This window comes from Tolypothrix sp. FACHB-123 (genome assembly GCF_014697075.1).
GTDB lineage: Bacteria > Cyanobacteriota > Cyanobacteriia > Cyanobacteriales > Nostocaceae > Aulosira.
In genome coordinates this window covers 1-26141 of record NZ_JACJRE010000023.1, presented here as the reverse complement: position 1 = coordinate 26141, position 26141 = coordinate 1, and the positions used below count along the sequence as shown (strand labels likewise).

General features: G+C 42.4%; 16 protein-coding genes. 7 read left to right on the top strand and 9 right to left on the bottom strand.

What is annotated here, in order from left to right; genetic code table 11:
• Window positions 1–48: 48 nt before the first annotated feature.
• Together H6G41_RS16580 and H6G41_RS16575 are read left to right on the top strand one after the other, a co-directional pair.
• Entirely contained in the window at window positions 49–234 is a 186-nt protein-coding gene (locus H6G41_RS16580; protein ID WP_190747288.1) for a hypothetical protein, read from the top strand.
• A gap of 24 nt (window positions 235–258) precedes the next feature.
• Window positions 259–1755, top strand: a complete 1497-nt coding sequence (locus H6G41_RS16575; protein ID WP_190747287.1) for an HlyD family efflux transporter periplasmic adaptor subunit — start codon at window positions 259–261, stop codon at window positions 1753–1755.
• A 150-nt stretch (window positions 1756–1905) separates the two neighbouring features.
• Here the strand turns inward: H6G41_RS16575 and H6G41_RS16570 are convergent, their stop codons facing one another.
• Together H6G41_RS16570 and H6G41_RS16565 are read right to left on the bottom strand one after the other, a co-directional pair.
• Window positions 1906–3396: a S8 family peptidase gene (locus H6G41_RS16570; RefSeq protein ID WP_190747286.1), complete on the bottom strand. Its 1491-nt coding sequence runs from the start codon at window positions 3394–3396 to the stop codon at window positions 1906–1908.
• A gap of 231 nt (window positions 3397–3627) precedes the next feature.
• The gene (locus H6G41_RS16565; RefSeq protein WP_190747285.1) at window positions 3628–4971 is read right to left on the bottom strand and encodes an ABC transporter substrate-binding protein; all 1344 of its coding nucleotides are present in this window, start codon (window positions 4969–4971) and stop codon (window positions 3628–3630) included.
• Window positions 4972–5297: 326 nt separating this feature from the next.
• Between H6G41_RS16565 and H6G41_RS16560 the strand changes: the two genes are divergently transcribed.
• From H6G41_RS16560 to H6G41_RS16550, 3 genes are all read left to right on the top strand, one after another.
• Window positions 5298–6056: a YebC/PmpR family DNA-binding transcriptional regulator gene (locus tag H6G41_RS16560; RefSeq protein WP_190747284.1), complete on the top strand. Its 759-nt coding sequence runs from the start codon at window positions 5298–5300 to the stop codon at window positions 6054–6056.
• A gap of 1112 nt (window positions 6057–7168) precedes the next feature.
• Entirely contained in the window at window positions 7169–9898 is a 2730-nt protein-coding gene (locus H6G41_RS16555; protein ID WP_199316196.1) for a cyclic nucleotide-binding domain-containing protein, read from the top strand.
• Between the two features lie 192 nt (window positions 9899–10090).
• Window positions 10091–11350: an FAD-dependent hydroxylase gene (locus H6G41_RS16550; protein WP_190747283.1), complete on the top strand. Its 1260-nt coding sequence runs from the start codon at window positions 10091–10093 to the stop codon at window positions 11348–11350.
• Window positions 11351–11489: 139 nt separating this feature from the next.
• On the opposite strand, the gene H6G41_RS16545 is transcribed toward H6G41_RS16550, so the two are convergent.
• Window positions 11490–12701, bottom strand: coding sequence for an ABC transporter substrate-binding protein (locus H6G41_RS16545; RefSeq protein WP_190747362.1), 1212 nt, complete (start codon window positions 12699–12701; stop codon window positions 11490–11492).
• A gap of 231 nt (window positions 12702–12932) precedes the next feature.
• Between H6G41_RS16545 and H6G41_RS16540 the strand changes: the two genes are divergently transcribed.
• Window positions 12933–14345, top strand: coding sequence for an MFS transporter (locus H6G41_RS16540; protein WP_190747282.1), 1413 nt, complete (start codon window positions 12933–12935; stop codon window positions 14343–14345).
• A 146-nt stretch (window positions 14346–14491) separates the two neighbouring features.
• On the opposite strand, the gene accD is transcribed toward H6G41_RS16540, so the two are convergent.
• The 4 genes from accD to leuB form a co-directional block, all read right to left on the bottom strand.
• Window positions 14492–15442: an acetyl-CoA carboxylase, carboxyltransferase subunit beta gene (gene accD, locus H6G41_RS16535; RefSeq protein WP_190747281.1), complete on the bottom strand. Its 951-nt coding sequence runs from the start codon at window positions 15440–15442 to the stop codon at window positions 14492–14494.
• A gap of 761 nt (window positions 15443–16203) precedes the next feature.
• Window positions 16204–17025: an A24 family peptidase gene (locus H6G41_RS16530; RefSeq protein WP_190747280.1), complete on the bottom strand. Its 822-nt coding sequence runs from the start codon at window positions 17023–17025 to the stop codon at window positions 16204–16206.
• 175 nt (window positions 17026–17200) lie between these two features.
• Window positions 17201–17470 carry a hypothetical protein gene (locus H6G41_RS16525; RefSeq protein ID WP_190549830.1) on the bottom strand — a complete coding sequence of 90 codons (270 nt, stop codon included), beginning with the start codon at window positions 17468–17470 and terminating at the stop codon, window positions 17201–17203.
• Between the two features lie 250 nt (window positions 17471–17720).
• Window positions 17721–18803: a 3-isopropylmalate dehydrogenase gene (gene leuB / locus H6G41_RS16520; protein WP_190747279.1), complete on the bottom strand. Its 1083-nt coding sequence runs from the start codon at window positions 18801–18803 to the stop codon at window positions 17721–17723.
• Between the two features lie 271 nt (window positions 18804–19074).
• Between leuB and H6G41_RS16515 the strand changes: the two genes are divergently transcribed.
• Complete coding sequence (locus tag H6G41_RS16515) at window positions 19075–19638, top strand: Uma2 family endonuclease (RefSeq protein WP_190747278.1); 564 nt, start codon at window positions 19075–19077, stop codon at window positions 19636–19638.
• Window positions 19639–19676: 38 nt separating this feature from the next.
• Here H6G41_RS16515 and H6G41_RS16510 read toward each other — a convergent pair whose 3' ends face one another.
• Together H6G41_RS16510 and H6G41_RS16505 are read right to left on the bottom strand one after the other, a co-directional pair.
• Window positions 19677–20114 (bottom strand): hypothetical protein, encoded by a 438-nt coding sequence (locus H6G41_RS16510; RefSeq protein WP_190747277.1) that lies wholly within the window; start codon window positions 20112–20114, stop codon window positions 19677–19679.
• A 397-nt stretch (window positions 20115–20511) separates the two neighbouring features.
• Window positions 20512–25962, bottom strand: a complete 5451-nt coding sequence (locus H6G41_RS16505) for a hypothetical protein (protein WP_190747276.1) — start codon at window positions 25960–25962, stop codon at window positions 20512–20514.
• Window positions 25963–26141 lie beyond the last annotated feature (179 nt).

Here is a 26141-nt window from a genome sequence, read left to right as displayed (position 1 = left end):
ATACAATGCCCATAGGTGTCAACTGAAGCTAAAAGCTATATACGGCGCGTGTTGTACAAAAACCCTCGCCCTCATCCCCTCACCCCTTCTCCCCCAGGAGAAGGGGAATTAAATCTCTTGCTCCCCTCTCCCGGTGGGAGAGGGGTTGGGGGTGAGGGGAAAAACCTTTCTACAAAGGGGGTTTCGCGTCAAGTTGACACCAATGCCCAATGCCCCATGCCCAATGCCCAATAACTAAGGACAAATAACAAAAATTGTATGAAATATTCCCTAGTGGCGAATGCTGCGCAAGCGCGTCAGACAAAACAGCGGTTTGCTAAACCAGATGAACAACTATCTTATGAATTGGGTAAAGCAGTACAGGAATTACCACCGCTATACACGAGATTGTTAGCGGGAACGATCAGCCTGATAGTGTTTGGGGCGATCGCATGGGCAAATTTTTCCGAAATTGATGAAGTTGCGATCGCCTCAGGGGAATTAATCGCATCTACCCAAGTCAGGCCTGTGACATCCCTAGGTGGTGGCACAATTGTCAGAGTCAAAGTTAAAGAAGGCGATCGCGTTACGAAAAATCAAGTCTTAATTCAACGCGATCCCGACTTGAAGCAAACTGATGTCAATCGCTTGGCTCAAGCTACTAAGTTGATTCAGGAAGACTTGCAACGTTTAGACGCGGAACGGGTGGGAGTTAAAAGTACCGGTACTAAACTCCAAGACGATCTGTTAAATTCCCGACTAGCAGATTATCAAGCACGCCAAGCGACAGCCGAAGCCGAAGCCAATCGCCAACAAGCGATCGCGGATCAAGCAAAAGTACGACTGACACGATTACAAGAAAATTTAGCCAACGCTAAAAGTGCTTTGGTGAACGCCAAAACTAATCTCACAAACGCCCAAAGTATTAGTTCTAAAATGGAAAGCAATTTAGAAATTGCTCAAAAAAGAGAACAAAGTTTGCGTACTCTCATGTCTCCTGGTGCTGTACCGAGAGTTGATTACCTAGAAGCGCAAGAAAGATTAAATCGGGCGAATACAGATATTACTAGAGCCAAAGATGAAATTACCAACGCCCAAAATAAAATTATCGAAGTTCAAGACAGAATTACTTCTTTAGAAAAAGATATTGCGGCTCAAGTTCAAGAAATTCGCCAAGCCCAAGAAGCCTATCAAGCTGCACGCAATCAAGCACAACGTGTAGCATCAGAACGCCAAACGGAAATTCTGACCCAAATCAACAAGCGTAAAGAAGAACTGACTAACGTTGCTGGGCAATTAGAGCAAGCGAAAAAGCAAGAAGACGAAGAAACAATTAAAGCACCGGTTGCTGGCACAATTTACAAAATCAAAGCCACTAAAGGCCCGGTACAAGCTGGTGAAGAGTTACTTTCTATTTTGCCAGAAGGGGAAGAAATGCTCTTAGAAGTGAAAGTCCGCAACCGCGATATTGGATTTATTCGTCGGGGGATGAAAGCTAAAGTAAAAATGGCAACTTTCCCATTTCAGGAATTTGGTGTAATTAATGGTGAAGTCTTGCAGGTAAGCCCCAATGCCATTACTGATAAGGATTTAGGCTTAGTATTTCCCACGAGAATTAAGTTAAATAAACACTCAATTAACGTGCGTGGGCAAGAAGTTCCCTTCACTCCCGGTATGGCGGCTAATGGCGAAATTGTCACTCGTAAGAAGTCAGTTTTGACCTTTATTATGGAGCCAGTGACGCGCCGATTTAGCGAAGCATTTTCTGTGAGATAGATTTTCTAGTTCGTGAGGTACAAATTATCATTGATTGTAGGGGCACTGGCACTGCCATGCCCCGAAGCGCATACCTCATAAAAACATCCGCTTTGGCAGTCAACAGTCAACAATCAACAGTCAACAATCAACAGTATCTACAGCAAATTGTTATTGTAATCTACCAAACAATTTGCGCAATTCATCCATTTGTTGTTGGAATCCTAACAGCATTTCTTCTATATCAGTTGCTTGGTCATTTTCTTCCAGGCTGTTGTAACTGTTGGTAGTCAGATTGCTGTCATAATAACGGTATTGGGAACTGATGTTAGCATTGCTGAAACTGTCAAGGCTTGAGGCTGGAGTGGGATTATTCAAGGTCAAATCTATAGTTTGGTCTTGAGCGATCGCACTGCTATCCCAGTTAGCAGTAGAAAATTGATACCTATTTGTTGCCATCTCTGCGATAAATTCATCAGCTAACCAACCAGCACCAAAGCCAACGTCTGGATTGGGGCCGCTATTACCTGCGGTTTGGGTCATAAATTGACGTACTTGGGCATCAGTCAGGCTACGATTAGCACTGAGCATCAAAGCTACAACTCCAGCAACATGAGGCGCAGCCATTGATGTGCCATTATAATTACCATATTGATTGCCTGGTAGTGATGAGTAAATACCAACCCCTGGTGCTGTGACGTAGGCTAGTTGACTGAGTCCTGGTGAATTAGAAAAGTTTGCCAGCTGATTATTGCGATCGACTGCGCCAACAGCCAAGCCCCACCTATCTGCATAGCTGGCGGGATAAGAAATAATTGGTAATCCATTATTACCTGCTGCCATCACCACTACTACGCCTTTACTGCTAGCATATTCAATGGCTGATGCTAAGGAACTATTAGGAAAATCGCTACCTAAACTCAGATTAATGACATTAGCGCCTTGATTGACAGCATAGTAAATGCCTTGAGTAATCGAACTAATCGAGCCAGATCCCGAATCATTCAGAACTTTCACGGGCATAATTCGGGAATTATAGGCAATACCTGTAACACCAGTACCATTATTTTCGCCGGCAATAGTTCCCGAAACATGGGTACCGTGACCGTTTCTATCTATAGGGTCATTGCTGTTATCAACAAAATTCCAACCGTGGGCATCATCAATATAGCCGTTGCCATCATCATCTATATTATTACCAGCAATTTCTCTAGTATTAGTCCAAATATTATTTCTTAAATCTAGATGATTATAGTCAACTCCCGTATCAATCACAGCCACAACAACATCTTGTCCTGTATATCCCCTAGCCCAAACTTCTGGAGCTTTTACCATGTCAACATTCCAACTATTACCACCTAAATCGGCAACATCGGTAAAGGTATTTTGACCAATAGCTCTAGAAACTCCGGCTGCGGCATTGACTAACCCATAACCAGTGGTAGAGTTATAACTCATAGTACTCATTGTCTCTTCAGGATTTACTGATTGAGCCTGAGTATGATTCGTGTTTAAAGCATTGATATTATTGTCAAAACTACTCCGTCCACTGATATTAAAAGCGTAGTCATCTTGAGAAGTAAAAGTATCTGCGGAGGAAATAGTATTAATATTTAGCCCGTTATTAGTCAATGTTTGTTTACTACTATAATCATTGGGCATAAGTAATTTCTCCTCAAAGATGACATTTTTTTGCAGCCGGAAATTGTCAACCTTTTATCACAAAAAGGTGTATATTTAGAAATAAATTTCTAATATTAATAATTACTATGAAATTAATTTTTAAAATGATAATTTAATCACAAATACTGCAATTAAAAGTGTTTGTTTATTTTGAATTTAAGTGATAATGGTAAGGGTTTTGGCTCCCTGAAAATTTATCTGTACATTTAATTACTGAAAAATCAAATCTAGGCGTTGCTGAGTAATATTAAGAGCTTGGGCGGGCGAATTTTTACCTAATAATACAGATTCAATCGCCCTGCCTAAGTTATCAGAAATGCGCGTATAATTTGGAAAAATAGGACGCGATCGCCCAAATTTGGCTTGGTCTAAAAATACCTGGAGTTGGGGAAATTTCTGAATAAATTTTTGATATTGGCTACTTTGGCGCGATCGCACATTTACAGGTAAATAACCAGTTCCTAAAGCTAATTCTGTTTGAAATGCTTGACTGACAGCATATTCAGCAAATTTAAAGGCGGCTTTTTGCTGTTCTGGTGTAGTTTTAAATAAGAATAAATTTTCGCCACCAATACTAGTAGACGGATTTTTGTTAATGGGAATGGGGAAGACATCAAAATCTACACCACTTTGTTGGAATTCTCCCAAACTCCAGGGGCCAGTGACTTGCATGGCGACGTTACCGCTAACCAAGTTATTTACTTCATAACCCCGTTCTGGTTCAGATAACATCGCCGAACCATCTACAATTAAATCGCGCCAAAATTGTAAAGCTGCGATCGCACCTTGATTATCTTTTAAATTCACCGCTGCGGCTTGCTGTGCATCACCACTGACAAGTTCACCACCGCTACTCCACATAAAGGGTAACCAAGTAAACACGGTAAATTCACCTTTACCTAAAGGGAGAAGCATACCATATTGGTCGATTTTGCCATCTTTATCAGTATCGCGGGTTAATTTCTGCGCTACTTGGCGCAACTCTTCCCAAGTCCGGGGTAAGTTCTCAATCCCAGCAGCTTTAAACAGACTAGGACGGTAGAAAACGCCGACATTATTTGTCGCAAAGGGGATTGACCAAATTTTCCCCTGATATTCCATTGATGCAAATAAAGTTGGGTCAATTTCGGCTTTAACTGCTGAATTTTTCAGCATTTCATCCACCGGGATAATGGCATCTAGTTCTACTAGTTGCCCGGCGATCGTGGGGTTATACCATAGTAAATCAGGCGGTGCATTGCCAACGACAGCCGCCAAAATTTTTGGCATTTGCTGATCCTGTTGCCCAACATACAGCGACTCTACATGAATATCCGGGTGAGTCTGATTAAACTTATCTACTAGTTTTTGCAATATATCCCGATTTTGCGGTGGATTCACCCCTTGCCATAAGGTGACATTAATTACCTTTGCTTCTTGCTGGCGGAGAATTGCTTGACAGCCACTAACAACTAATACCGCCACAAACAGCATCAACAGCCAGTATTTCAGGTAGCGAGAGAACTTTCTGCTAAGACGCTGGATATGGCGATGAGGTGAAAAAAAGTTGTACATGATCTTGAGGAATCAGCAATTCCAGAAAAGCGATCGCCTCAAATGTCTCACTTTCTGCAACTATTGCGCAATTATCTTAGGGAAGAGTCAGTTGTCAGTTGTCAGTAGGGGCGGGTTTATGAAAGATCGTTATGGATATTTGAGGATATCTGTAAACCCGCCCGTACAGTTGTCAGTAGGGGCGGGTTTATTTAGATCATCGTTGATCAGCGAAGATATCCGTGAACCCGCCCGTACAGTTGTCAGTTGTTTGGATTCTTGACTATTGACTATTGACTTTGGACTATATCTTAATCTGGAAATAGAGTTGAGATGAAGTTAAAGTTATGGCGGGACATAGTAAGTGGGCAAATATTAAGCGCCAAAAGGCTGTGGTAGATGCAAAAAGGGCGAAGACTTTTACCCAACTGTCACGGGCGATTATTGTCGCGGCTAGAAGTGGAATTCCAGATCCAGCAGGAAATTTTCAATTACGTACAGCAATTGATAAGGCTAAGGCGGCGGGCATTCCCAATGATAATATTGAACGGGCGATCGCTAAAGGTGCAGGTACATTTGGCGGCGATAACAATAGTCTAGAAGCGATTCGTTATGAAGGTTACGGCCCTGGTGGTGTCGCAATTTTAGTTGAAGCCCTCACAGATAACCGCAATCGCACTGCGGCTGATTTACGAGCTGCTTTTAGCAAAAATGGCGGAAATTTGGGGGAAATGGGCTGTGTTAGCTGGATGTTTGAACAAAAAGGTGTTTGTACTGTTGAGGGCGTAGTTGATGAAGAACAGCTTTTAGAAGCATCTTTAGAAGGTGGCGCTGAATCTTACGAAATGACTGAGGAAGAAATTGCGGAAGTATATAGCGCTGTTGAAGATTTAGAAACCCTGAATAAAACCCTCAATGAACAAGGCTTTCAGGTAACTGATACAGAATTGCGCTGGATTCCTAGTAATAGTGTAGAAGTTACCGATGCTGATCAGGCGCGATCGCTTCTCAAATTAATTGATACTCTAGAAAGTTTGGATGATGTTCAAAACGTCACATCCAACTTTGAAATGGCAGAAAGTCTGATGGCTTTGAGTATTGTTTAGAATAATATGTATAATTTGTTGTCTAATATACATCTGCAACAATAGACATACAAATTTCATATAATTTACAAATCAATGACATACGGCTATAGGATGCTGGAAATTTTCAGGCTTTATGGTTAAATCCCATAAATTATTTGCATAAAGCCTTATTTTTCTGAATAATATTGTCTGGCATCTATAGCCGTTTCTCTAGTTTCCCTGTTTTCGCTGTGACGATAATTTTCTGCCAAAACTTTAACCAGGTGCAGATGATTTACAAATTAAAAAACAATTTGCCCAGAGAATAATATAGAAATCTACACAGAAAGTTTATATAACTAATAACATAATTACACACTCTTTTGCGATACTATAATAGTCTGCTATTAAATGATCGCTAAAATCTCAAATAGAAAATAGAGATTGAACTCGCAAACCCGGCTCTATGGCTAGCTGCCCTAACTGTAGACCTATGTGATAATCCCCTATTTGAGATAACTATGCAGCAGCCTTCCCTAAAAACCCATGACTGCTAATTTATACATTTCATAGTAGATAATCAATTAATTCTTTGATTTTCCCGTAACTACACACTATACCATTTAAGCCCTCTGCCTTTGGTAGTGGGTTTTTTGTATTTTTGATGAATTTAATAGTATTTCACTTGATCGATGATATCAAAACAGGTGTAAGGGTAAACATACGTTCGCCCTTACAAGTTTTTCTATAGCAATCCTAAATGATTTGTGGAATATTACATGTAGGGTTGTTGACTGTTAACAGTCAACAGTCAACAGCCAAAACCGATATTCTTCACAACTAAAATAGGATCGCTATATGTGGATTAATATTTTAGTAAATTGTTATTATGCATCTTGGTAGTTAAGTTTTATCGGCAGATAAAATTGCGATCGTATCTCTGTTGCAGACAAATAAATGAAAAAAGGTAACAAAAAAGCAGGATTTACAAATATATGTATATTTTGACAAATTAAATCATCCTGGTCTATAACAGAGTTTTAAAATGAACATACTTGATGTATTAATTAGTCAAACCTGATTCAATTTTTCTAAAAATAAATACTGGCAAATTAAATTAAAAATTTAATTTAATATTTGGAGTTACGAAATTGTACTTAAATAAATATAATCATTCCTCGTTTGTACAAAGCCTGAATTTGGAATATGATGTCCAAGAAAACAGGCAAAATCAACCTGTGACGGCAATTTTAGAACAACCATTGCCGTTGATGACAAATATAGTTAATGATGTGAAAGATTGCCTCAATTGGCTCAGTCTGCATGAACTTTGGGGGAAATTACCCACAGAGGCACAAGCAGCGATCGCGCAATCGTTTCATTGCTTTAACGTAGAACCGGAAACCTTAATCTACCAAGAGGGACACACCCCTATAGGGCTATATCTTTTGCAGTCGGGAAAGGTTGAGATTTTTCGGCGATCGCTAATTGGTCAATTTTTAATTCGCTATCGAAATGCAGGCGATTTATTTGGCTATATTTTGATTGCTAATGGCGCAGAAGGCACATATCAAACTAATGCGATCGCTTTGACAAAATGCCAAATATTATTTTTACCAAAGGCTGCATTTCAAAAGCTGATTGCAGAATTCCCCGAAATTGAACATTTGATTCATTCCCAGCTATCACAAGATTTGTATGAATATACTAGTCGGATTGCTTGGGAACAAGAACGGATTCAAGCTTTACAGGCTTATATCCAGCCATTACCAACAAATACAAGCATTATTGGTAGTAGTAAAGGCGCACAAAAACTCACAGAACAAATCAATCAAGCCGCAGCTAATCTTCAGCCTGTGGTGTTACAAGGACAAGCAGGTACGGGGAAAACATTTGTCGCAGGTTTAATTCATGCTGGCTCTAGCTTAGCCTCCCAAACCTTTGGAGAAATTGACTGTGGGGCGCTACAGCGTGCAGAAGATGGGCGGCTGGATACGGATGTGTTGTTTGGTAGAGTAGGACAGCAACGAGGGATTTTAGAACTGTTAGAGCGAGGAACCCTGCTACTAGATAATGTACATGTGTTGAGTCCAGGCGATCGCGATCGTTTAGTTCATTACATCAAAACTGGATTAATTCTGCCAAACCAAGGCATTGTTGGCAAAATTAATCCGATTAAACAAACTGCACCAAAAATTGCATCTAGCGTGCGCCTCATCCTCGCATCACCTAACAAACTGGATTTACCGGATATTAAGGCGCTTACCATCAAACTGTTTACCTTAACTCAACGCAAAGCCGATATTTCCGATTTTGCTCGGTACTTTTTAAAGCAATTTTGCTGCGAACAAAATCGCCCCTTGTTACAACTAGATCAATCCGATCTCCGGCGCTTAATTAGTTATGACTACCCCGGAAACGTGACAGAACTGGCGGAGATTTTACACCGAGCTACGATGATGACACCATCAGGGTATTCTGTGATACCAGAACAAGCATTATGGTCAGTTGAATCAACAAAGAACGCCTTCCGCTTAGATCTGTTAACTCATGTACCCTGGTTGCGACAAATTTTGTTGAGTCGCTGGTATCCCAGAAGTATTTGGGTAATGATGATGGCAATTTTTGTTCCTGTAGTAATTCTCGGTTTTATTGGCCCGCAAAATCGGGATAGCAGTATTACCCTGAATTTATTTTGGGCTTGGTGGTGGCCTGGTTATCTATTTCTCTTTGCCTTTGTGGGTAGGCTCTGGTGTGCCGTTTGTCCATTTATGATTACGGGAGCCGTAATTAGGCGCATTTCTATGTGGCTATTTCCCCGTCAGCAACTCACTTGGAATAGCAAATGGTTAAACCGTTGGGGCGGTTGGATTGTCTTCACCGGTTTTGTGGCTATTTACCTCTGGGAGAAACTCTGGGACTTACCGCACCATGCTTACCTGTCTGCTTGGTTGCTGTTGACAATTGCAGCCGGAGCCGTCATTTTCAGCCTCATCTACGAACGGCGATTATGGTGTCGGTATCTTTGCCCCATCGGTGGGATGAATGGTTTATTTGCCAAACTATCGGTAATTGAATTGCGTTCGGCGCAACAGGTGTGTGGTAGTCAGTGCAGCACCTTTGGCTGTTATAAGGGCACTCAACCAACCCCCATCACCTTTGCCGAAGCCTTACCAAGCGAAGGACAGCAAACGGGAGGTTGTCCGCTTTATTTACATCCAGCGCAATTGCAAGACAACCGCGACTGTATGCTATGTATGACTTGTCTTAAAGGCTGTCCCAATCGCTCTGCACAATTGAATTTGCGATTCCCAGCTTCAGATTTACTCGATAACCACAAGGGATTTTGGGCAGAAGTCGCCCTTTTATTGCTACTGTTGGGCGGCGTATTCATGCATAACGGGCAGAAAATTCTCGGCTGGTTGGGATTTGGGGATATTTCCCTTGATTCCGAGCATTTACTCATTAGCCTGCCGATTGTGCTAGTGCTTCTGAGCATACCCGCCGTTCTGACTTATTCCACTCATGCGATCGCGCGCTTTTTCGATCAAGAACAACCAGACTATCTCACCGTGATTTATGCCTACCTGCCTTTAACTCTAGCAGTCAATCTCGCTCATTACATTCCGGCTGCTATCACCGAAGCAGGGCAAATTCTGCCAGTTTTAGCAAAAACCTTGGGTTACAGTGGCGCAGGCTTACCTAAACTCAGTTGGAGTTTAGATGTAGCCCAATTTCTCCAAGGTGTTACTCTAATTTCGGTGATGGTGTTTAGTCCCTATCCACTGCTACGCATTACGAAGCGATCGCTCTTCCAAAACCTGCCACATTTATTACTAATGTTAGGTTTTACCGCCTTCTTTTTTAACTTGATGTTTTAGGGCATGGGGCAATTCAATTTTGGATTTTGGATTTGCGATTTTGGATTGGCTTTGAATCTAAAATCTAAAATCTAAAATTCCTTGTCCCCCTTGTCCTCCTTGTCCCCCTGCCCCTTTTCCTCTTCTTTGACTTGCTCTAAACAGGGCGATCGCGTCAAAATAATATGTAAGATGCTGTAATTTCTCGTAACAATGCCCTTAACACAGCCTTTGCAAACCCTTAACTCTTCCCCAACAGCCACAGAAAAGCGGGGATACGATTACGATTTAGTCATTGTCGGCGGCGGAATCGCAGGATTAACCCTCGCCGCAGCTTTGAAAGATTCCGGCTTGAGTATCTTGCTGGTGGAAGCGAAAGTAGCATCAGCAGCCGTAGCTAAAGGGCAAGCCTACGCCATTCACATGCTTTCGGCGCTAATTTACCAAGGAATTGGCATTTGGGATAAAATATTACCGCAAATCGCCAAATATGAGCATGTACGCCTATCTGATGCCGATTTTCCTGAGGTGGTGGAATTTAACACCGCAGATTTAGGTACGCCAGAGTTAGGCTATGTAGCCGAACATCAAGCACTGTTAGAGCCGCTACAAGACTTTGTCCGCAATTGTACTAATGTAACTTATTTATGTCCCGCAGAGGTACTGAAAAACGAGTACCAAAAAGACATAGCAACCCTTGATATTAAAGTTGCAGAACATACAAGAACAATACGGAGTAAATTATTAGTCGCCGCCGATGGTTCGCGATCGCCAATTCGCCAAGCTGCGGGAATTAAAACCCACGGGTGGAAATATTGGCAATCTTGTATTGTCGCCTTCGTCAAACCAGAAAAACCCCACAATAACACCGCCTACGAAAAATTTTGGACTAGCGGCCCGTTTGCAATCTTACCTTTACCGGGGAACCGTTGCCGCATCGTGTGGACAGCACCCCATGAAGAAGCTAAAGCCCTATGTGGTTTAGATGACGAGCAATTTTTAAGCGAACTCAGCCGCCGCTTTGGTAATCAGATGGGTAAATTGGAATTATTAGGCGATCGCTTTATATTTCAAGTGCAACTCATGCAAAGCGATCGCTATGTCTTACCCCGGTTAGCATTAATAGGCGATGCAGCCCATAATTGTCATCCCGTTGGCGGACAAGGGTTAAATCTAGGAATTCGCGATGCAGCAGCTTTAGCACAGGTAATACAGACAGCCAACGCCAAAGGCGAAGATATTGGTAACATCAAAATTCTCAAACGCTATGAAAACTGGCGTCAGCGAGAAAATTTGACAATATTAGGTTTCACCGATTTGTTAGATCGGATGTTTTCTAACAATTTCTTACCTTTATTATTGGTGCGTCGTCTAGGTTTATGGATTATGCGACGAGTACCATTGCTCAAAGTTTATACTCTCAAGTTAATGATTGGGTTAAAAGGGCGGACTCCAGAATTGGCGAAAAGATAAATGGAATAGCTAGTTCAAGGTGAGTCAAAATTTTGGTGAAACAGTCCCTTTTTCCTCTCTTTCTCTGTGTTCTCTGCGTCTCTGTGGTTAAATAAATTATTTTTGAACCGCAGAGGCACAGAGAGCGCAGAGAGAATACTTATTCCATCGCTTTAATCTCCTTATTCGCTGCATTTTCTGCCCGCACCATTGCTTGCTTTAACGGCTGCTCTCCTAACAAAGCGCTAATAAATTGGTTATCAAAATTATTCACAATAGCGGCTGGATATTTACCTGCTTGCCAAGGCGTAGCGTAGGACACACCACTCACAAAAGGCGATCGCAAAGGATCTCTGTCATAACCTAATTTCTCAGCTACAGATTTTCTTGTCGGTAGCGCAAACCCCGTTCCCGTCCACTTTGCCATTCCTGCTTTACCTGTGAGATAAGAAATTAATTCCCAAGCCTCAGCTTTATGTTTGGCTTGTTTATTCATTACATAGGCAACGGTAAACACCATCGTATTTTTTTTATCATTAATAGTCGGTACTTCTGCGGTAGCAAACTCCAAATTAGGGAAGGTGTCCTGAAGATAAGTCAGCGCCCAATTACCCTCAATTACCATTGCAACTTTACCCTGTCCAAACATTTCGCTACCTGAGTTTGTCCCCACATCAGATTTTTGGGCAGAGGTACGGTCTTTTTGATACTGATCGATCACTAATTGCAAACCCTGTAACCCAGGTTCCCTGGCAAAGGTTGCGTTATCATTTTGACTAATAATTTGCCCGCCAAAGGCTTTAATTTTATAAACTTGACGCGCTAATTCAGGAATTTCACCAAAGCCGTATTTGTTTAACTTACCTGTTAATTGCCCAGAGTAGCTGCGTAATTCTTCCCAAGTCGTAGGCGGAGTATTTAAGCCGACATTAGCGAAGGCTTTTTTGTTGTAAAACAACGACAGGGTGGAATAATCTTTGGGGAAGCCGTAAATTTGGTTTTGGTATTTGAAGCTATTAAGTAGATTAGGTTCAAAATCTGCTAAATCAAATTCGGGGGTAATATAACCATCTAGCGGTTCGAGGACATTTTGACTCATCAAAAAAGGAGCTTCCAGCGCATCTAGATAAAATACATCCGGTGCAGCTTCTCCGATTAAGCGAGTTTTAATGACATCCATGTATTGCTCGGAAATTACCTCATACTTAACTTTGATGTGGGGGTGCTGTGCTTCAAAGTCTTGAATTACCTGCTTGAGGAGTTTTTGCTCAACTTGATTACCCCCCCAACCGCTAAGTTTGACAGTCACCGCTGTAGATGCTTTGGTAAGTGATAGACTGTGGCAACCAATAATAGCGATCGCGATCGCCATTGCCAATCCCAAAAACTTGTACAATCTGCTGCTAATCACGTAATTATCACAGTCACTCTGTCTCTACTTATATCGTTTGTCGTCAAAACCCGATATTTCCGCATCTGAATTTTTGTTGCAATCTCTATTCCCTAGTCCCTAGCCCCTAGCCCCTGTTACCCAAGCTACAATGGCGAGAAATTATCGGCAACGAGACACTTTTACGGTTCATTATCCGTACAAATTTAATTTATGACTTCTGTTCCGATTGAAACAGTTGCGCCTGTAACTCTGGAAATTACCCAGATTTCCGCGCCACAATCAGCATTTATTACAACTACAAAGCCCAATCCACAAGATTATAAGGATGCTATTCGCACCAGCTTGCGGGCTTCAACTCTAGATGCTGTTTTCGCCGCCGTTTTTGGTGTGGCTACTGGTGGTATTTTACTCAGCAATTTTCTATTAGAGTTGGGTGCTAGTCCCGTGGTGTTTGGGATGCTGTCATCTATTCCGATGTTGGTGAATTTGGTTCAGCCATTAGGTGCTTTGTTGTCGGAACGCAGCAGCAGCCGTTTCCAATATTCGCTGAAAACTCATGGAATTGCGCGGTTACTTTGGCTGATTCTCGGCTTTAGTATTATTACTTCAACCTGGATTGGCATAAGTTCCGAACAATTAATAGTATTAACTCTGTTGGTTGTACTATTCAGCGGCTTGTTAGGAGGTTTAGGAAGTGCATCCTGGCTGAGTTGGCTAGCAACGATTGTTCCGCGAAGGTTGCGAGGTAGGTATTTTGGTTTGCGTAATAGTGCAGCTAGCTTGACGAATTTGCTGTGCGTACCTTTAGCAGGGCTAGCGGTATCCCATTGGTATGGTGGGACTTTACAAGGTTACGGGATAATTTTATTTGCTGCGATCGCTTGCGGGATAATTAGTATCTGCTGTCAGTACTTTCAAATTGACATGAATCCCGCATTACAAAACAGTAGTCTTGTAAAGTACCAGCAAAATAGTGAATCTGCGGTGACTACAAATGAAAAAACTATTACTGTCACCCAAATAACTAGCCCACCCAATGAGTTTGCAAGTATTTGGAATAACTGGAACTTTTTACGGTTCTTGCTATATTTTGGCTTATGGATGCTGGCTTTTAATATCAGCGCGCCTTTTTTCAACTTCTACATGCTAGATCAGCTGCATCTAGATGTGAGTTGCGTGACACTTTATGGTAGCCTCCAGGCGGGAGCTAGTATGCTGCTGATTGTGCTGTGGGGTAAATTAGCCGATAAAATCGGAAATCGACGGATTTTAATGTTGGTGGGAATTTTTGTAGCACTGACACCGTTATTGTGGCTGGGTGTGAGTGCGGATAGCTGGAATATATGGCTGTGGTTACCGCTATTACACATTTTCACAGGCGGAACCTTAGCAGCGATTGATCTATGCAATAACAATTTGCAATTAGCGATCGCACCACTCAAAAATCAGTCTATCTATTTTGCGATCGCTTCTGCTGTCGCTGGTTTTAGTGGTGCTTTAGGTACAACTATTGGCGGCTTCATCGCCCAATTTGCCGGACAAGGCGCTTTACTTGGCTTATTCGCCCTATCTAGCTTGTGCCGCCTAGCAGCAATTTTACCCCTGATATTTGTTAAAGAATAGGCATTGGGCATGGGGCATGGGGCATGGGGCAATTCAATTTTGGATTTTGGATTTGCGATTTTGGATTGGCTTTGAATCTAAAATCTAAAATCTAAAATCTAAAATCTAAAATTCCTTGTCCCCCTGCCCCCTCTAGCCCCTAAACTCTACTCAGCAGCGCTAGAACTCAAGCTCATGCTTTCCCATAAAACCATGTGTGGGGCGGTGGGTACGGGTTGGTGTAAACCAATCAGCTGGGCGAGAGTATTCTTTAACTGAGTACGGGGAACGATTTCGTCAACGAAACCGTGCTTGAGCAAATCTTCAGCGCTTTGGAAATCTTCGGGTAGTTTTTCGCGGATGGTTTGCTCAATTACTCGTCTACCGGCAAAGCCAATGGTAGCTTTGGGTTCTGCGAGGATGATGTCGCCTAACATGGCAAAACTGGCTGTTACACCCCCGGTAGTAGGATGAGTCAAAACAGGAATATATAAAAGTTTGGCGTCGCGATGGCGTTGGAGAGCGGCGGAAATTTTCGCCATTTGCATCAGGGAAAGCATACCTTCTTGCATTCTCGCTCCCCCAGAGGTGCAGACGATGATTACCGGGTAACGGCGCTGGGTAGCTTGCTCAATCATGCGGGTGAGTTTTTCCCCGACAACGGAACCCATGCTTCCACCCATGAAGCGGAAATCCATTACTCCTAAAGCTACGGGTAAACCATTAATTTCACCAAAACCAGTTTTTACCGCATCGATTAAACCAATTTTGTCTTGCATTTCCCGCAAACGATCGCTGTAAGGTTTGCGATCGCGAAATTGTAGCGGATCGGTAGGGCGTAAATGCTCGTCCATTGGTCGCCAAGTGTTGGCGTCGATTAGTTGGCGAATGCGTTCGTCGCTATCTACCCGATTATGATGACCGCATTCAACGCAAACCATCTGATTTGCTTTGAGGTCTTTTGTATAGGTGAGTACACCACACTTAGTGCACTTGTGCCATAACCCATCAGCAATTTCTCTTTCTTGACGTTCCAGGTTGATTGTCCCAGGTTTCCGGCGATTTGCAAACCAATCCAATAGTGACTTTAAACCGCGTGATTCTTCGTTGTTTGCCATTTTTATCTTATTAATTGGGTAATGAGGTCGAAAACTGAGTCAAGAAGCTAGAGGGATTACAGGGTAAAAAGTCCTCATTCCCCAGTCGTAATTTGGGACTGTGGACTGCATATGCTTTGTGTGGTGGCTCCGCTAGGGGAAAGACACGTTTGTTCATCCCGTTTGGCTCTTGACTATATGACTAATCGTCAAATTACGCTTCTTAGCTATTCAGACCTTATTTTGCATCTTTGGTTGCCAGCTTAACGAAAATGCTGATGCCAATACAACTGTGTTGTCAGTTTTATCTTTGTGAAAGTATTGGCAAAGGTCTTGCATATTAATCCCCCCAACAGGACGCTCTTCCCCAACCCCTCCAAGGGGACACTTGCTCCCAAATCAAGACTTCGTATTGCTAGGTTATGAGCAGTTAGCTCGTTAAGAGGGTAATACTGGTCACAGGATGATATTACCAAAATCTGAAGAATTAATGGCGTAATGACAGTTACAGTCATGGGGGTAGAAATTTCTTATGATTGATTAATGGGGTTTAAAATGGGATTTTAAAAAACTCCAAAAAATAAATTACTCCGTTCAAGTAGTTGACTGTTGAGCGTTGACTGTTAACCGTGAACCGTCTGTAGGGGCGGGTTTTGTGAGATATTCACGCTCCTAACAGATATGTCGGTTAAACCCGCCCGTACAACAATAGCAATGGAATATTTTTTTACTTGGAAGTCCCTTAAGTTGTCCATGTACGACTTTGTTTTTGCCTCCTTTATTTAACTTACTGGAAAAAATAGCCGCAAGTACGCCGATAAAATCGCTTCACCGCCAAATAAGGCGATCGCCGCCCCAAAAGCAAGAAAAGGGCCAAAGGGTATTTTTTGACCAAATCTGCGCTTTGATAATGTAATTGAGACAATTCCCACTAAGGCTCCGACTGTACAGGCGATAAAACCAGCTACGAGCAAATACTTCCAACCCAGCCAAGCCCCCATCATGGCTGCTAGTTTGGCGTCCCCTGCGCCCATTGCGGTTTTACCCAGAGCAATGGAGCCAAAAAGGGCGATCGCATCAAATAACCATAAGCCCAGCACAGCGCCGACAATCCCCATCATTAAATGTCTAATAGCTCCCACAGAACTACCTTCAGGAAATAATCCAATAACTATTTGAAATATTATTCCCAATACCAAACCCGACTGCGTTAGTTGGTTTGGTAATGTCATAGTATCTAAATCGATTAGGGATAAGGCCAATAACCAGCTACAAAACGCCCAATAACCAATTGTTAAAATAGAAACTTTAAATAAGAGAAAAACTAGTAAAAATATTACGCCCGTTAACGCTTCTACCACCGGATAGCGGGCAGAAATCTTGCTTTTACAATAACGACACCGACCTTTTAACCATAGCCAGCCAAAAACAGGCACATTATCGTAGGCTTTTAGTTGGTTGAGGCAATGGGGACAGCGAGACGGCGGCCAAAGTACCGATAATCCGGCTGGTAACCGATACACCACAACATTGATAAAACTACCAATAGATGCACCTAAGGCGAAGACAACTGCACTCGCCGGGAGGATTATTAAAATGTCCATAATTAGTCATTAGTCATTAGTCCTTTGTCATTTGTACTTTGTCAGTCGTCAGTTGTCAGTTTTTAGGTGTCATCTGTCCCTTGTCATTCCTCATTTGTCTAGCAACCAATGATTAATGACTAGTGACTGTTGACGGTTGACTGTTGACGGTTGACTGTTGACTAATGACTGTTGACTAATACATCTGGGATTCAATTTGACTTAACGGCACAAAACATTCTTGCGGTAACAAAACTGGCTGATTAGTAAAAATTACCTTACCGCGATGAGTAACACGATTAATAGCTACACCTGTAGGCTGTCCAGTAACTTCTGGATGTGCTTCGCAGAGAGTGTAGTAAATCTGACCAGCAGCCCGAATGACAGCAGGATCAGCCAAGGGCGGCTGAGAATGCTGGCTGCGGGGAGCCGTATAATTTTCGTTTCCTTGTCGTAAAGCGTACACTATGGATGTTATTGCTTTCTAGATTTGTCTCTAGTTTATATGAAAGTTTCCGTAACGGTTGCCAAAATGATCCAGTTGTTGGGTATGGGGCATTGGGCATTGGGCAGGGGGCAGGGGGCAGGGGGACAAGGCAGAATAATGACAAATGACAACTGACAACTGTACGGGCGGGTTCACGGATATCTTTGCCGATCAACGATGATCTTAATAAACCCGCCCCTACTGACAACTGACAACTGACAACTGACTACTAACTAATCGCTGTAATTAAAGCTTCACCCATAGCGCGACAGCCTAAAAGATTGGTACCGGGGGAGAGAATATCGCCGGTGCGATCGCCTTGTTCAAGAACTTGGAAAACGGCGTTTTCGATGGCGTCGGCGGCGGCTGGTTGATCTAGGGCGTACCGTAGCATCATGGCTGCACTTAATACTTGTGCTAGGGGGTTGGCTTTGTCTTGTCCGGCGATATCTGGAGCGGAACCGTGAACGGGTTCAAAGACGCCGGGGGCGGAAGCACCTAAACTAGCTGAGGGGAGCATTCCAATACTACCTGTGAGCATGGCAGCAGCATCGGAGAGAATATCGCCAAATAAATTACCTGTGACGATGGTATCAAATTGCTTGGGGGCGCGGACTAATTGCATCGCCGCATTATCGACGTAGAGATGCGAAAGTTCCACATCGGGATATTCTTGGGAAAGTTTGGTGATGCGATCGCGCCATAGTTGAGATACTTCTAAAACGTTGGCTTTATCGACTGAGCAAAGTTTCTTACCGCGTTTTCTGGCGGTTTCAAAGGCGACTCTGCCAATGCGATCAATTTCTGATTCGGTGTAAACCATTGTATTTACACCCCGCTTCTCTCCCGTCTCAGTTTCAAAAATCCCTTTGGGTTTACCGAAGTAAATTCCTCCAGTAAGTTCGCGCACCACCATAATATCTACGCCTTCGACAACTTCCCGCTTTAAAGTTGAGGCATCAATTAACTGGGGTAAAATTTTCGCTGGGCGCAAATTGGCAAATAATCCCAACCCCGCACGTAATCCTAACAATCCTGCTTCTGGGCGGAGATGAGATGGTAAGGTATCCCACTTGTAACCACCAATAGCAGCGAGTAATACTGCATCGCTGTTGCGACAGGTATCTAAAGTTGCAGCTGGGAGGGGTTCGCCAGTAGCGTCAATAGCTGCACCACCGATTAAAGCTTCTTGAAAATCAAAACTTAGATCAAATTTTTTCCCCACGACTTTCAGCACATCTACCGCTACGGCCATAATTTCGGGGCCAATGCCATCGCCGGGGAGTAAAGTAATGCGGTAGTTTTGAGTCATAGCTAGTTTTTACTGGGTAAATGCTTGCAGATTAAATATCATACCGAGCAACGTGTACTCATGAGTTAGTAGATATGCAGTAAAAATTCTAGGACTTATGCACACTCTACGAATTCTTGGCGTTCTTGGCGTCTTGGCGGTTCAATAAATTAAGGTTTCTGGTAATTTTTGCGTAAGTCCTGAATTCTTTTTATCAGCAAATTGACCCGCAAGACTACAATTAAACTAAATCTCTGGTAAAAACAGGATAAAAAAGGCTAAATCAAATGCCATGACCGTAACTACCTATAAATGGTCACTTGAACGCTATCACCGAGCAATAGAAGCAGGCATTTTTGACGGACAGCCGATTGAACTATTGCGTGGCGATCTTATTGTTATGCCCCCAGAACGCGAACCTCACGCCTATTACAACACAGAAACTGCCGATTATCTCCGCGCACTACTGGGTGAACGGGTAAAAATCCGCGATGCGAAACCTATCACTTTACCCAATGATTCCGAACCCGCCCCTGATATTGCAGTTGTTAAACCTTTAGGCGAAATTTATCTGCAACATCACCCTTACCCGGAAGATATTTTCTGGGTAATTGAATTTTCCCAAGCTACCCTCAGTAAAGATTTAAACGAGAAAAAAGCAATTTATGGGGAAGCAGGAATTATTGAATACTGGGTTGTTAACCTCAAGACTCCGCAATTACAGGTATTTCGCGACCTCAATAATGGAGAATACAAAACTGAACTAACATTCACTAAAGGTACTATTTCGCCCTTGGCTTTTCCTGATGTATTTGTACAGGTGCAGCGTCTTATCGGTTTACCAAAAATAAAATAGCCAAAAAATAAACAGACGCGATCGCTCGCGCCTGGTTACTAAGTTAGGAGTGTTAAATGAACAAGTTTTGACTTCTTGCTCTTAGCTACTACAAACCCCCAATACCCAATTCCAGATGCCAAGCGATCGCATTTCTCACCACCCGCAACACAATTAAAGCGATCGCATTTTTCCCGCACTTTCCATAATTTCAAATTGGTATCGTTTTGATCGTCGTCAAAGTCGTTTTGATCGTCATCAAAGTCGTTTTGATCGTCATCAAAGTCGTTTTGATCGTCATCAAAGTCGTTTTGATCGTCGTCAAAGTCGTTTTGATCGTCATCAAAGTCGTTTTGATCGTCATCAAAGTCGTTTTGATCGTCATCAAAGTCGTTTTGATCGTCATCAAAGTCGTTTTGATCGTCATCAAAGTCGTTTTGATCGTTATCAAAGTCGTTTTGATCGTTATCACTGAGAAATATCACAAGCGATCGCATTTACCGAAAAATATCACAAGCGATCGCACTTAATGAAAAATATCACAAGCGATCGCATTTACCGAAAAATATCACAAGCGATCGCATTGACTGAAAAATATCACAAGCGATCGCACTCCCTAAAAAATATCACAAGCGATCGCACTCCCTAAAAAATATCACAAGCGATCGCATTCCCTAAAAAATATCACAGGCGATCGCACTCCCTAAAAAATATCACAAGCGATCGCATTCCCTAAAAAATATCACAGGCGATCGCACTCCCTAAAAAATATCACAAGCGATTGCATTTAATGAAAAATATCACAAGCGATCGCATTTACTGAAAAATATCACAGGCGATCGCCCTTTATCCCAAATCACCAATTTTTCATTACGAATTACGAATTACGAATTATTAATTTCCCTTGCAAATTCCAGACTCTCTCTCACTCACATCAGCATTATTTTGCAAATAATCCCGCAGCCAATCACAACCACGCGCCAACAATTCATCTAAACTGCTTTCCACACGCCAAATTTTAACTGTGCTGTAATAGTCATTGTCCTTTGGTGAGGTAGCAATTAATTGCCAAGTAGGACTAATATCTCGTAAAGTACCTTCATATTCTGCTATCTGCCTTCCAGCCAAATCCCAGAACCTAACTGTGTTGTCTCCTCCAAAGGTCGCCAAGCGCTGCCCATCGGGGCTAAACTGCACTGAATAGACATCACCCTGATGCCCGCGCAACTGTGCTAACTCCTTACCTAAGATATCCCAGAGCCTGGCTGTACCGTGGTCTCCAACAGTAGCCAAGTACTTTCCATCAGGGCTAAACTGCACTGAATTAACCTTACCCTGATGCCCACGCAACTGTGCTAACTCCTTACCTAAGATATCCCAGAGCCTGGTTGTGCTGTCCCTTTCCAGAGTCGCCAAGTATTTTCCATTGGGGCTAAACTGCACTGATAAGAACCCACCCTCATGCCCGTGCAGCTGTGCTAGTTCCTTGCCAGATAAATCCCAGAGCCTGGCTGTGTCATCTTCTCCAGTAGTTGCCAAGTACTTTCCATCGAGGCTAAACTGCACTGAAGTAACCCCAAGTGGATGCTTGATCTGTGCCAACTCCTTGCCTGATGTATTCCAAATACTTGCTGTGCTGCCTTCTCCGGTAGTTGCCAAGTAATTTCCATCGGGGCTAAACTGCGCTATTATACCACCCTCATATCCGCGTAACTGTGCCAACTCCTTACCCGATATATTCCAGAGTCTGGCTATGCCATCTCCTCCACCAATCACTAAGCGCTGCCCATCTGGGCTAAACTGCACTGAATACACTCCTGATCCATGCCCATGTAACTGTACCAACTCCTTACCTGATATATCCCATAACCTAGCCATACCACCAACTTCACCAGTCGCCAAGCGCTGCCCATCTGGGCTAAATTTCATTGATAAGAACCCACTCTCATGCCCGTGTAACTGTGCTAGCTCCTTGCCCGAAATATCCCAGAGCCTAGCTGTGCCATCTTCTCCAGCAGTTGCCAAGTACTTTCCATCAGGGCTAAACTTTACTGAAGTGACCTTACCCTCATGCCCAGGAAACTGTGCTAACTCCTTGCCCGAAATATCCCAGAACTTGACTTTGCTGTTATCTCCAAGAGTCGCCAAATACTTTCCATCAGGACTAAATTGCACTGAATTGATTTCACCACGCAACTGTACAAACTCCTTGCCTGATGTATCCCACAGCCTGGCTGTGCCATCTCCTCCAGCAGTTGCCAAGTACTTTCCATCGGGGCTAAACTGTACTGAATAGACCCCACCCTGATGCCCGCGCAACTGTGCCAACTCCTTACCCGATATATCCCACAGTCTAGCTACCCCGTCTTTTCCAACAGTTGCCAAGTACTTTCCATTGGGGCTAAACTGTACTGAATAGACCCCACCCTGATGCCCGCGCAACTGTACCAACTCCTTACCCGATATATCCCACAGCCTGGCTGTGCCATCTCCTCCAGCAGTTACCAAGTACTTTCCATTGGGGCTAAACTGTACTGAATAGACCCCACCCTGATGCCCGCGCAACTGTGCCAACTCCTTACCCGATATATCCCACAGCCTGACTGTGCTGTATCCTTCGACAGTTACCAAGTACTTTCCATCGAGGCTAAACTGCACTGAGTAAACTAAATCCTGATATCCGCGTAACTGTAGCAACTTCTTGCCTGTTGTATCCCACAGCCTGGCTGTGCCATCTTCTCCAGCAGTTGCCAAGTACTTTCCATCAGGGCTGAACTGCACTGACTTAACTCCACGCACATGCCCGCGCAACTGATTCCGTTCTCGGATGTTGTTCACAATGGTTTGTAAAGCTAAAATTGGGCTAGCAGCTGGGTATTGTTCTAAAGTGCGACCATCTTTAACCAATTTTTGCAACTCTCGCCCACTTTTCATTGCGGAAATTAAACCCTGAATGGGGGCAAATTCAAACTGTTTTAAAGCTGCGACTCCTGCCCGTTCTAATTCCGTTCCTTTCTGTGCTGCTTTGGCTTCTTGGCTTGCTTTCTCACTATCTACTTGGGCTTGTTTGAGGTTAGCTTGTGCTTTTTTTGCGTTAGCCTCTGCCTCTCGTTGTACTTTTGTTGCCCTATCTACTGCTGCTTGGGCTACATCTACTTGTTTTTTTGCTGCTTCAATATCCTGTTTAGCTTTTTGATTTTCTGTTGCCAGTTTTGCTGCTTGCTGCTGAGTATTTCTCAAGTTGGCTTGAGCATTATCTAAGTTTTGCTGGGCTGTTTGAGTTTCTGCTTTTGCTGCTTCTAAATTAGTTTCTGCGGTTTGCTTATTTTTCTCCGCAGATATCAGTTTATTCTGAGCATCTCGATTTTTTCTTTCTAACTCCCTGGCTTTGTTATTAAGTTCTATCTGTCGTCTTTCCGCATTTATTAACAGAAGACTTGCCTGGTTATAGTTACCTTCAGCATTCTTAAATTTATTTTCTGCTTCTTGCTTCTTGTCATCAGCTTCCTTAGCAGCTTGCAGTTGATTTACAGCGTATATAGATGCGATACCTGCCAACACTAATAAAACTATTGCTAAACCAGAACTCAAAGCTAATCTATTCTGCCCTTGTTTAATTTTTTGTTTCGCTTCTCTGTTAGCATCAGCTAATATTTTCTTAGCTGCTTGTTCCCGTTGTAAATTCTCTTCTGCTTGCAAACGACGATTGCGTTCTTTAGTATATTCTTCTAATAACTCATCTTTCTGTTGGCGGCGAATCAAATCAACTAAATAATCATGTACTAATTGATAACGTTCTGTCGGCGATTCTTGTACAAGCAATACCAAACCAGATTTAACAAAAATCTCCAACACCAAATCTAATTTGTCTGCTTCTCGCAAATTTTCAGCTAATTCAGACTTAGCTCTTAACGGTCTTGTTCCATTGTCATCAGTTAATAAATATAAAACTAATCTCGCACTATCTTCATTATCTGCACCACAATCTTTAATTACTTCCTCTAAAAATCGCTCAACTAATTTTTCTTTCGTCCCCGCCTGACGATACCTTTCTAAACTCGTAATTTTCTCAGTTTGCAATTGCGCTCCCACAATTTGCAACTCAATCGGGCGTACCTCCCCAATCTCCCCCGCCAAATCTTTCACCAATTCATCAATTAGGTTAGGCTGCAAATAAAAATGTGTCCTCTCCGTCAAACTCTGAATTACCGTCTTAGCATCTGCGGGCGAAAAATTACCCAAGTAATAACGAATATTTTTATCAAGAATATTATTATTAATAACTTTTAAATCAAATATCCGGTCTAACTCTAATAAATAATGTAAATAATCTTCCCGCAAAGACAAAATCACCTTCACAAAAGGTATATCTAAACATACACGGAGAAATTCATAAAAAGGTCGTCTTTGTCTTTGGTCTTGATAAACAAAGAAAAACTCTTCAAATTGGTCAAATATTAAAACAGTTAATAAATTTCGTCTTTCATTATTCCGCAACTGCTCTATAATATCATCAGGTGAATTTAAAGATATTCCCTGCAATCTCTCAACACTTTCTACTAACTTCCTGCCTAACATCCCCAGCCAATCTGTATAACTGCGCAACAAAATTGGTAAAGCATCTCGCTCACCAATTGGTTGTTGTTGCAAAGCAGGGATTAATCCCCCTTGTAAAATTGAACTTTTCCCCACTCCCGACTGTCCGTGAATTACAGTTAATTTATGTTCAGTTCCACTAACTCTTTCCCGTAACCGCCGCACATCTTGAACTCGGCTAGAAACTGTAATTTCTTGGGCGATTGTTTCTGTATTTTCTAGTTGTAATTGTGCGGGGTTAATTGCTTGTCGCTGGGGGTTAAGATAAGATGCACCAACAAAAGCGCGAAAACCAAATTGCTGTTCAATTTGTAATCGCTCTAACTTGAGATGAAATGCATCTAAATATCTAGCTTGCTCAAAGTAAAGTTCCCACAATCTTAATAAAATCGATATATATAATTGCGGGTTATACTGCACATTACTTTCTGATTTTGCTTGTTCTAAAGTACTAATTTCGGCGCTGACTTCGCCTAAACCCTGTTGCGCACGCGCTAACAATACCCGGTAAAAACTCAACTCATGGGGTTGTAATATCATACCTGCTTGATTACTTACTAAACCCAAAAAACCCCACCCCGCCAAACCGATGCTTACTCTCCCCTCTCCGTTTACGGGATTAAGGGGTGGGGTAAAAGGGTGTTGCATCCCCACAGAAATCGCTATATTTAAAACTTCTAGTGCTTGTTGTGCAAAATGCTGTGCTTCTTCCCAGTGGGAATTTTGTAACGCTACCTCAGCCAAAAAGCCATAATCTTGAGCTATCTGTCGCGGCGTGCCATAATCTTCATGGAGTATCAGCGATTGTTCCGCCAAGCTTTGTAAATCGCTCCATGCTTGTAAACTCCGCAGCACTTCACCCAATTTACTAATATATTGAGCAATTAAATCCGGCTTTTGTGCTTGTTCTAAAATCTCAATTGCTTGCTGAAAATAAATTCTAGCTGTTTGCCAATTGCCTTGATTTTCTTCCTCATTAATCGTAGCCTTTCGTTGATATGCTAAAGCGATATGAGCTAATAATATACCTTGCCGTTCTAAATTATTACTTTCTTGCCAAAACCCTAAACTTTGCTGATATTGTGTTAAAGCTCCATCAATTCTGTCATATAAATAATCGTGCAAACCAAGCGCAAATTCTAAACTCGCTTGAATAGCTGCATCTAAAAATTCCTCGCGGCTTTGTAAATCTTGTTGCGCTGTAGAGAGTTCCCAACAAATTTGCCGGTTTGGTGTAACATTCCCCGCAAATATATCATCAGTTTTTTGCCGCAGCAACTCAATTAAATTCTGCGTACTATTATTAAAATTAATTGTCGTCGCCCAATTATCTAAATCTGCCGCCAAGCGAATCATTTTTTGCAGTACTTGGTCATTAATCCACAATAAAATCGGAAAGGGGAAATTCTTTCTAAACTCTTCCCTAACTTGATTCGCCGCAGTCAGTACAGTATCAATATCCTTCACCGACTCCAAACCAAAAACCATTAAAGCTTTTGGCTGTTCATCTCCCAATTGCGATTTAATAGCCGTGTAAAGAGTTTTCACCGACGCAGGTAAAGTTATTTCCCGAATTTCCACCGGAGATAATTGGTGCAGCCGTTGGACAATGTGTTGACGTAAAGCTGCATAATTACAGCGTAATAATATCAGCGAAAATTCACCTTGAGAAAGCCTAATCGCTCTCACCAAAGTTTGCAATGATTCTTCGTTACCAGCGTCTAAATTGTGGATTTCTTCATGAGTCATAAAATCATTTATTTAAAGTGAGCAATGCCCACCGCAACCCAGATATAGTTATATCAATTTAAAAAATAATGCGACAGATAAGCTGTTGTGCATTTAAATTGTGATAACAGCGTCGCCTTTATTTTTGAGTTTTCGCCCCCATTTAATAATTAACTCTCCTTCATTTAAAAGTTGATGTA

Excerpts from the sequence above, each read along its gene's own strand:
- H6G41_RS16570 (WP_190747286.1), bottom strand. The coding sequence starts at position 3,396 with ATGCCCAATGATTATAGTAGTAAACAAACATTGACTAATAACGGGCTA.
- H6G41_RS16540 (WP_190747282.1), top strand. The coding sequence starts at position 12,933 with ATGACTTCTGTTCCGATTGAAACAGTTGCGCCTGTAACTCTGGAAATT.
- H6G41_RS16575 (WP_190747287.1), top strand. The coding sequence starts at position 259 with ATGAAATATTCCCTAGTGGCGAATGCTGCGCAAGCGCGTCAGACAAAA.
- H6G41_RS16515 (WP_190747278.1), top strand. The coding sequence starts at position 19,075 with ATGACCGTAACTACCTATAAATGGTCACTTGAACGCTATCACCGAGCA.
- H6G41_RS16550 (WP_190747283.1), top strand. The coding sequence starts at position 10,091 with ATGCCCTTAACACAGCCTTTGCAAACCCTTAACTCTTCCCCAACAGCC.
- H6G41_RS16560 (WP_190747284.1), top strand. The coding sequence starts at position 5,298 with ATGGCGGGACATAGTAAGTGGGCAAATATTAAGCGCCAAAAGGCTGTG.
- H6G41_RS16545 (WP_190747362.1), bottom strand. The coding sequence starts at position 12,701 with ATGGCGATCGCGATCGCTATTATTGGTTGCCACAGTCTATCACTTACC.
- accD (WP_190747281.1), bottom strand. The coding sequence starts at position 15,442 with ATGGCAAACAACGAAGAATCACGCGGTTTAAAGTCACTATTGGATTGG.
- H6G41_RS16510 (WP_190747277.1), bottom strand. The coding sequence starts at position 20,114 with ATGCGATCGCTTGTGATATTTCTCAGTGATAACGATCAAAACGACTTT.
- H6G41_RS16505 (WP_190747276.1), bottom strand. The coding sequence starts at position 25,962 with ATGACTCATGAAGAAATCCACAATTTAGACGCTGGTAACGAAGAATCA.
- leuB (WP_190747279.1), bottom strand. The coding sequence starts at position 18,803 with ATGACTCAAAACTACCGCATTACTTTACTCCCCGGCGATGGCATTGGC.
- H6G41_RS16565 (WP_190747285.1), bottom strand. The coding sequence starts at position 4,971 with ATGTACAACTTTTTTTCACCTCATCGCCATATCCAGCGTCTTAGCAGA.
- H6G41_RS16530 (WP_190747280.1), bottom strand. The coding sequence starts at position 17,025 with ATGGACATTTTAATAATCCTCCCGGCGAGTGCAGTTGTCTTCGCCTTA.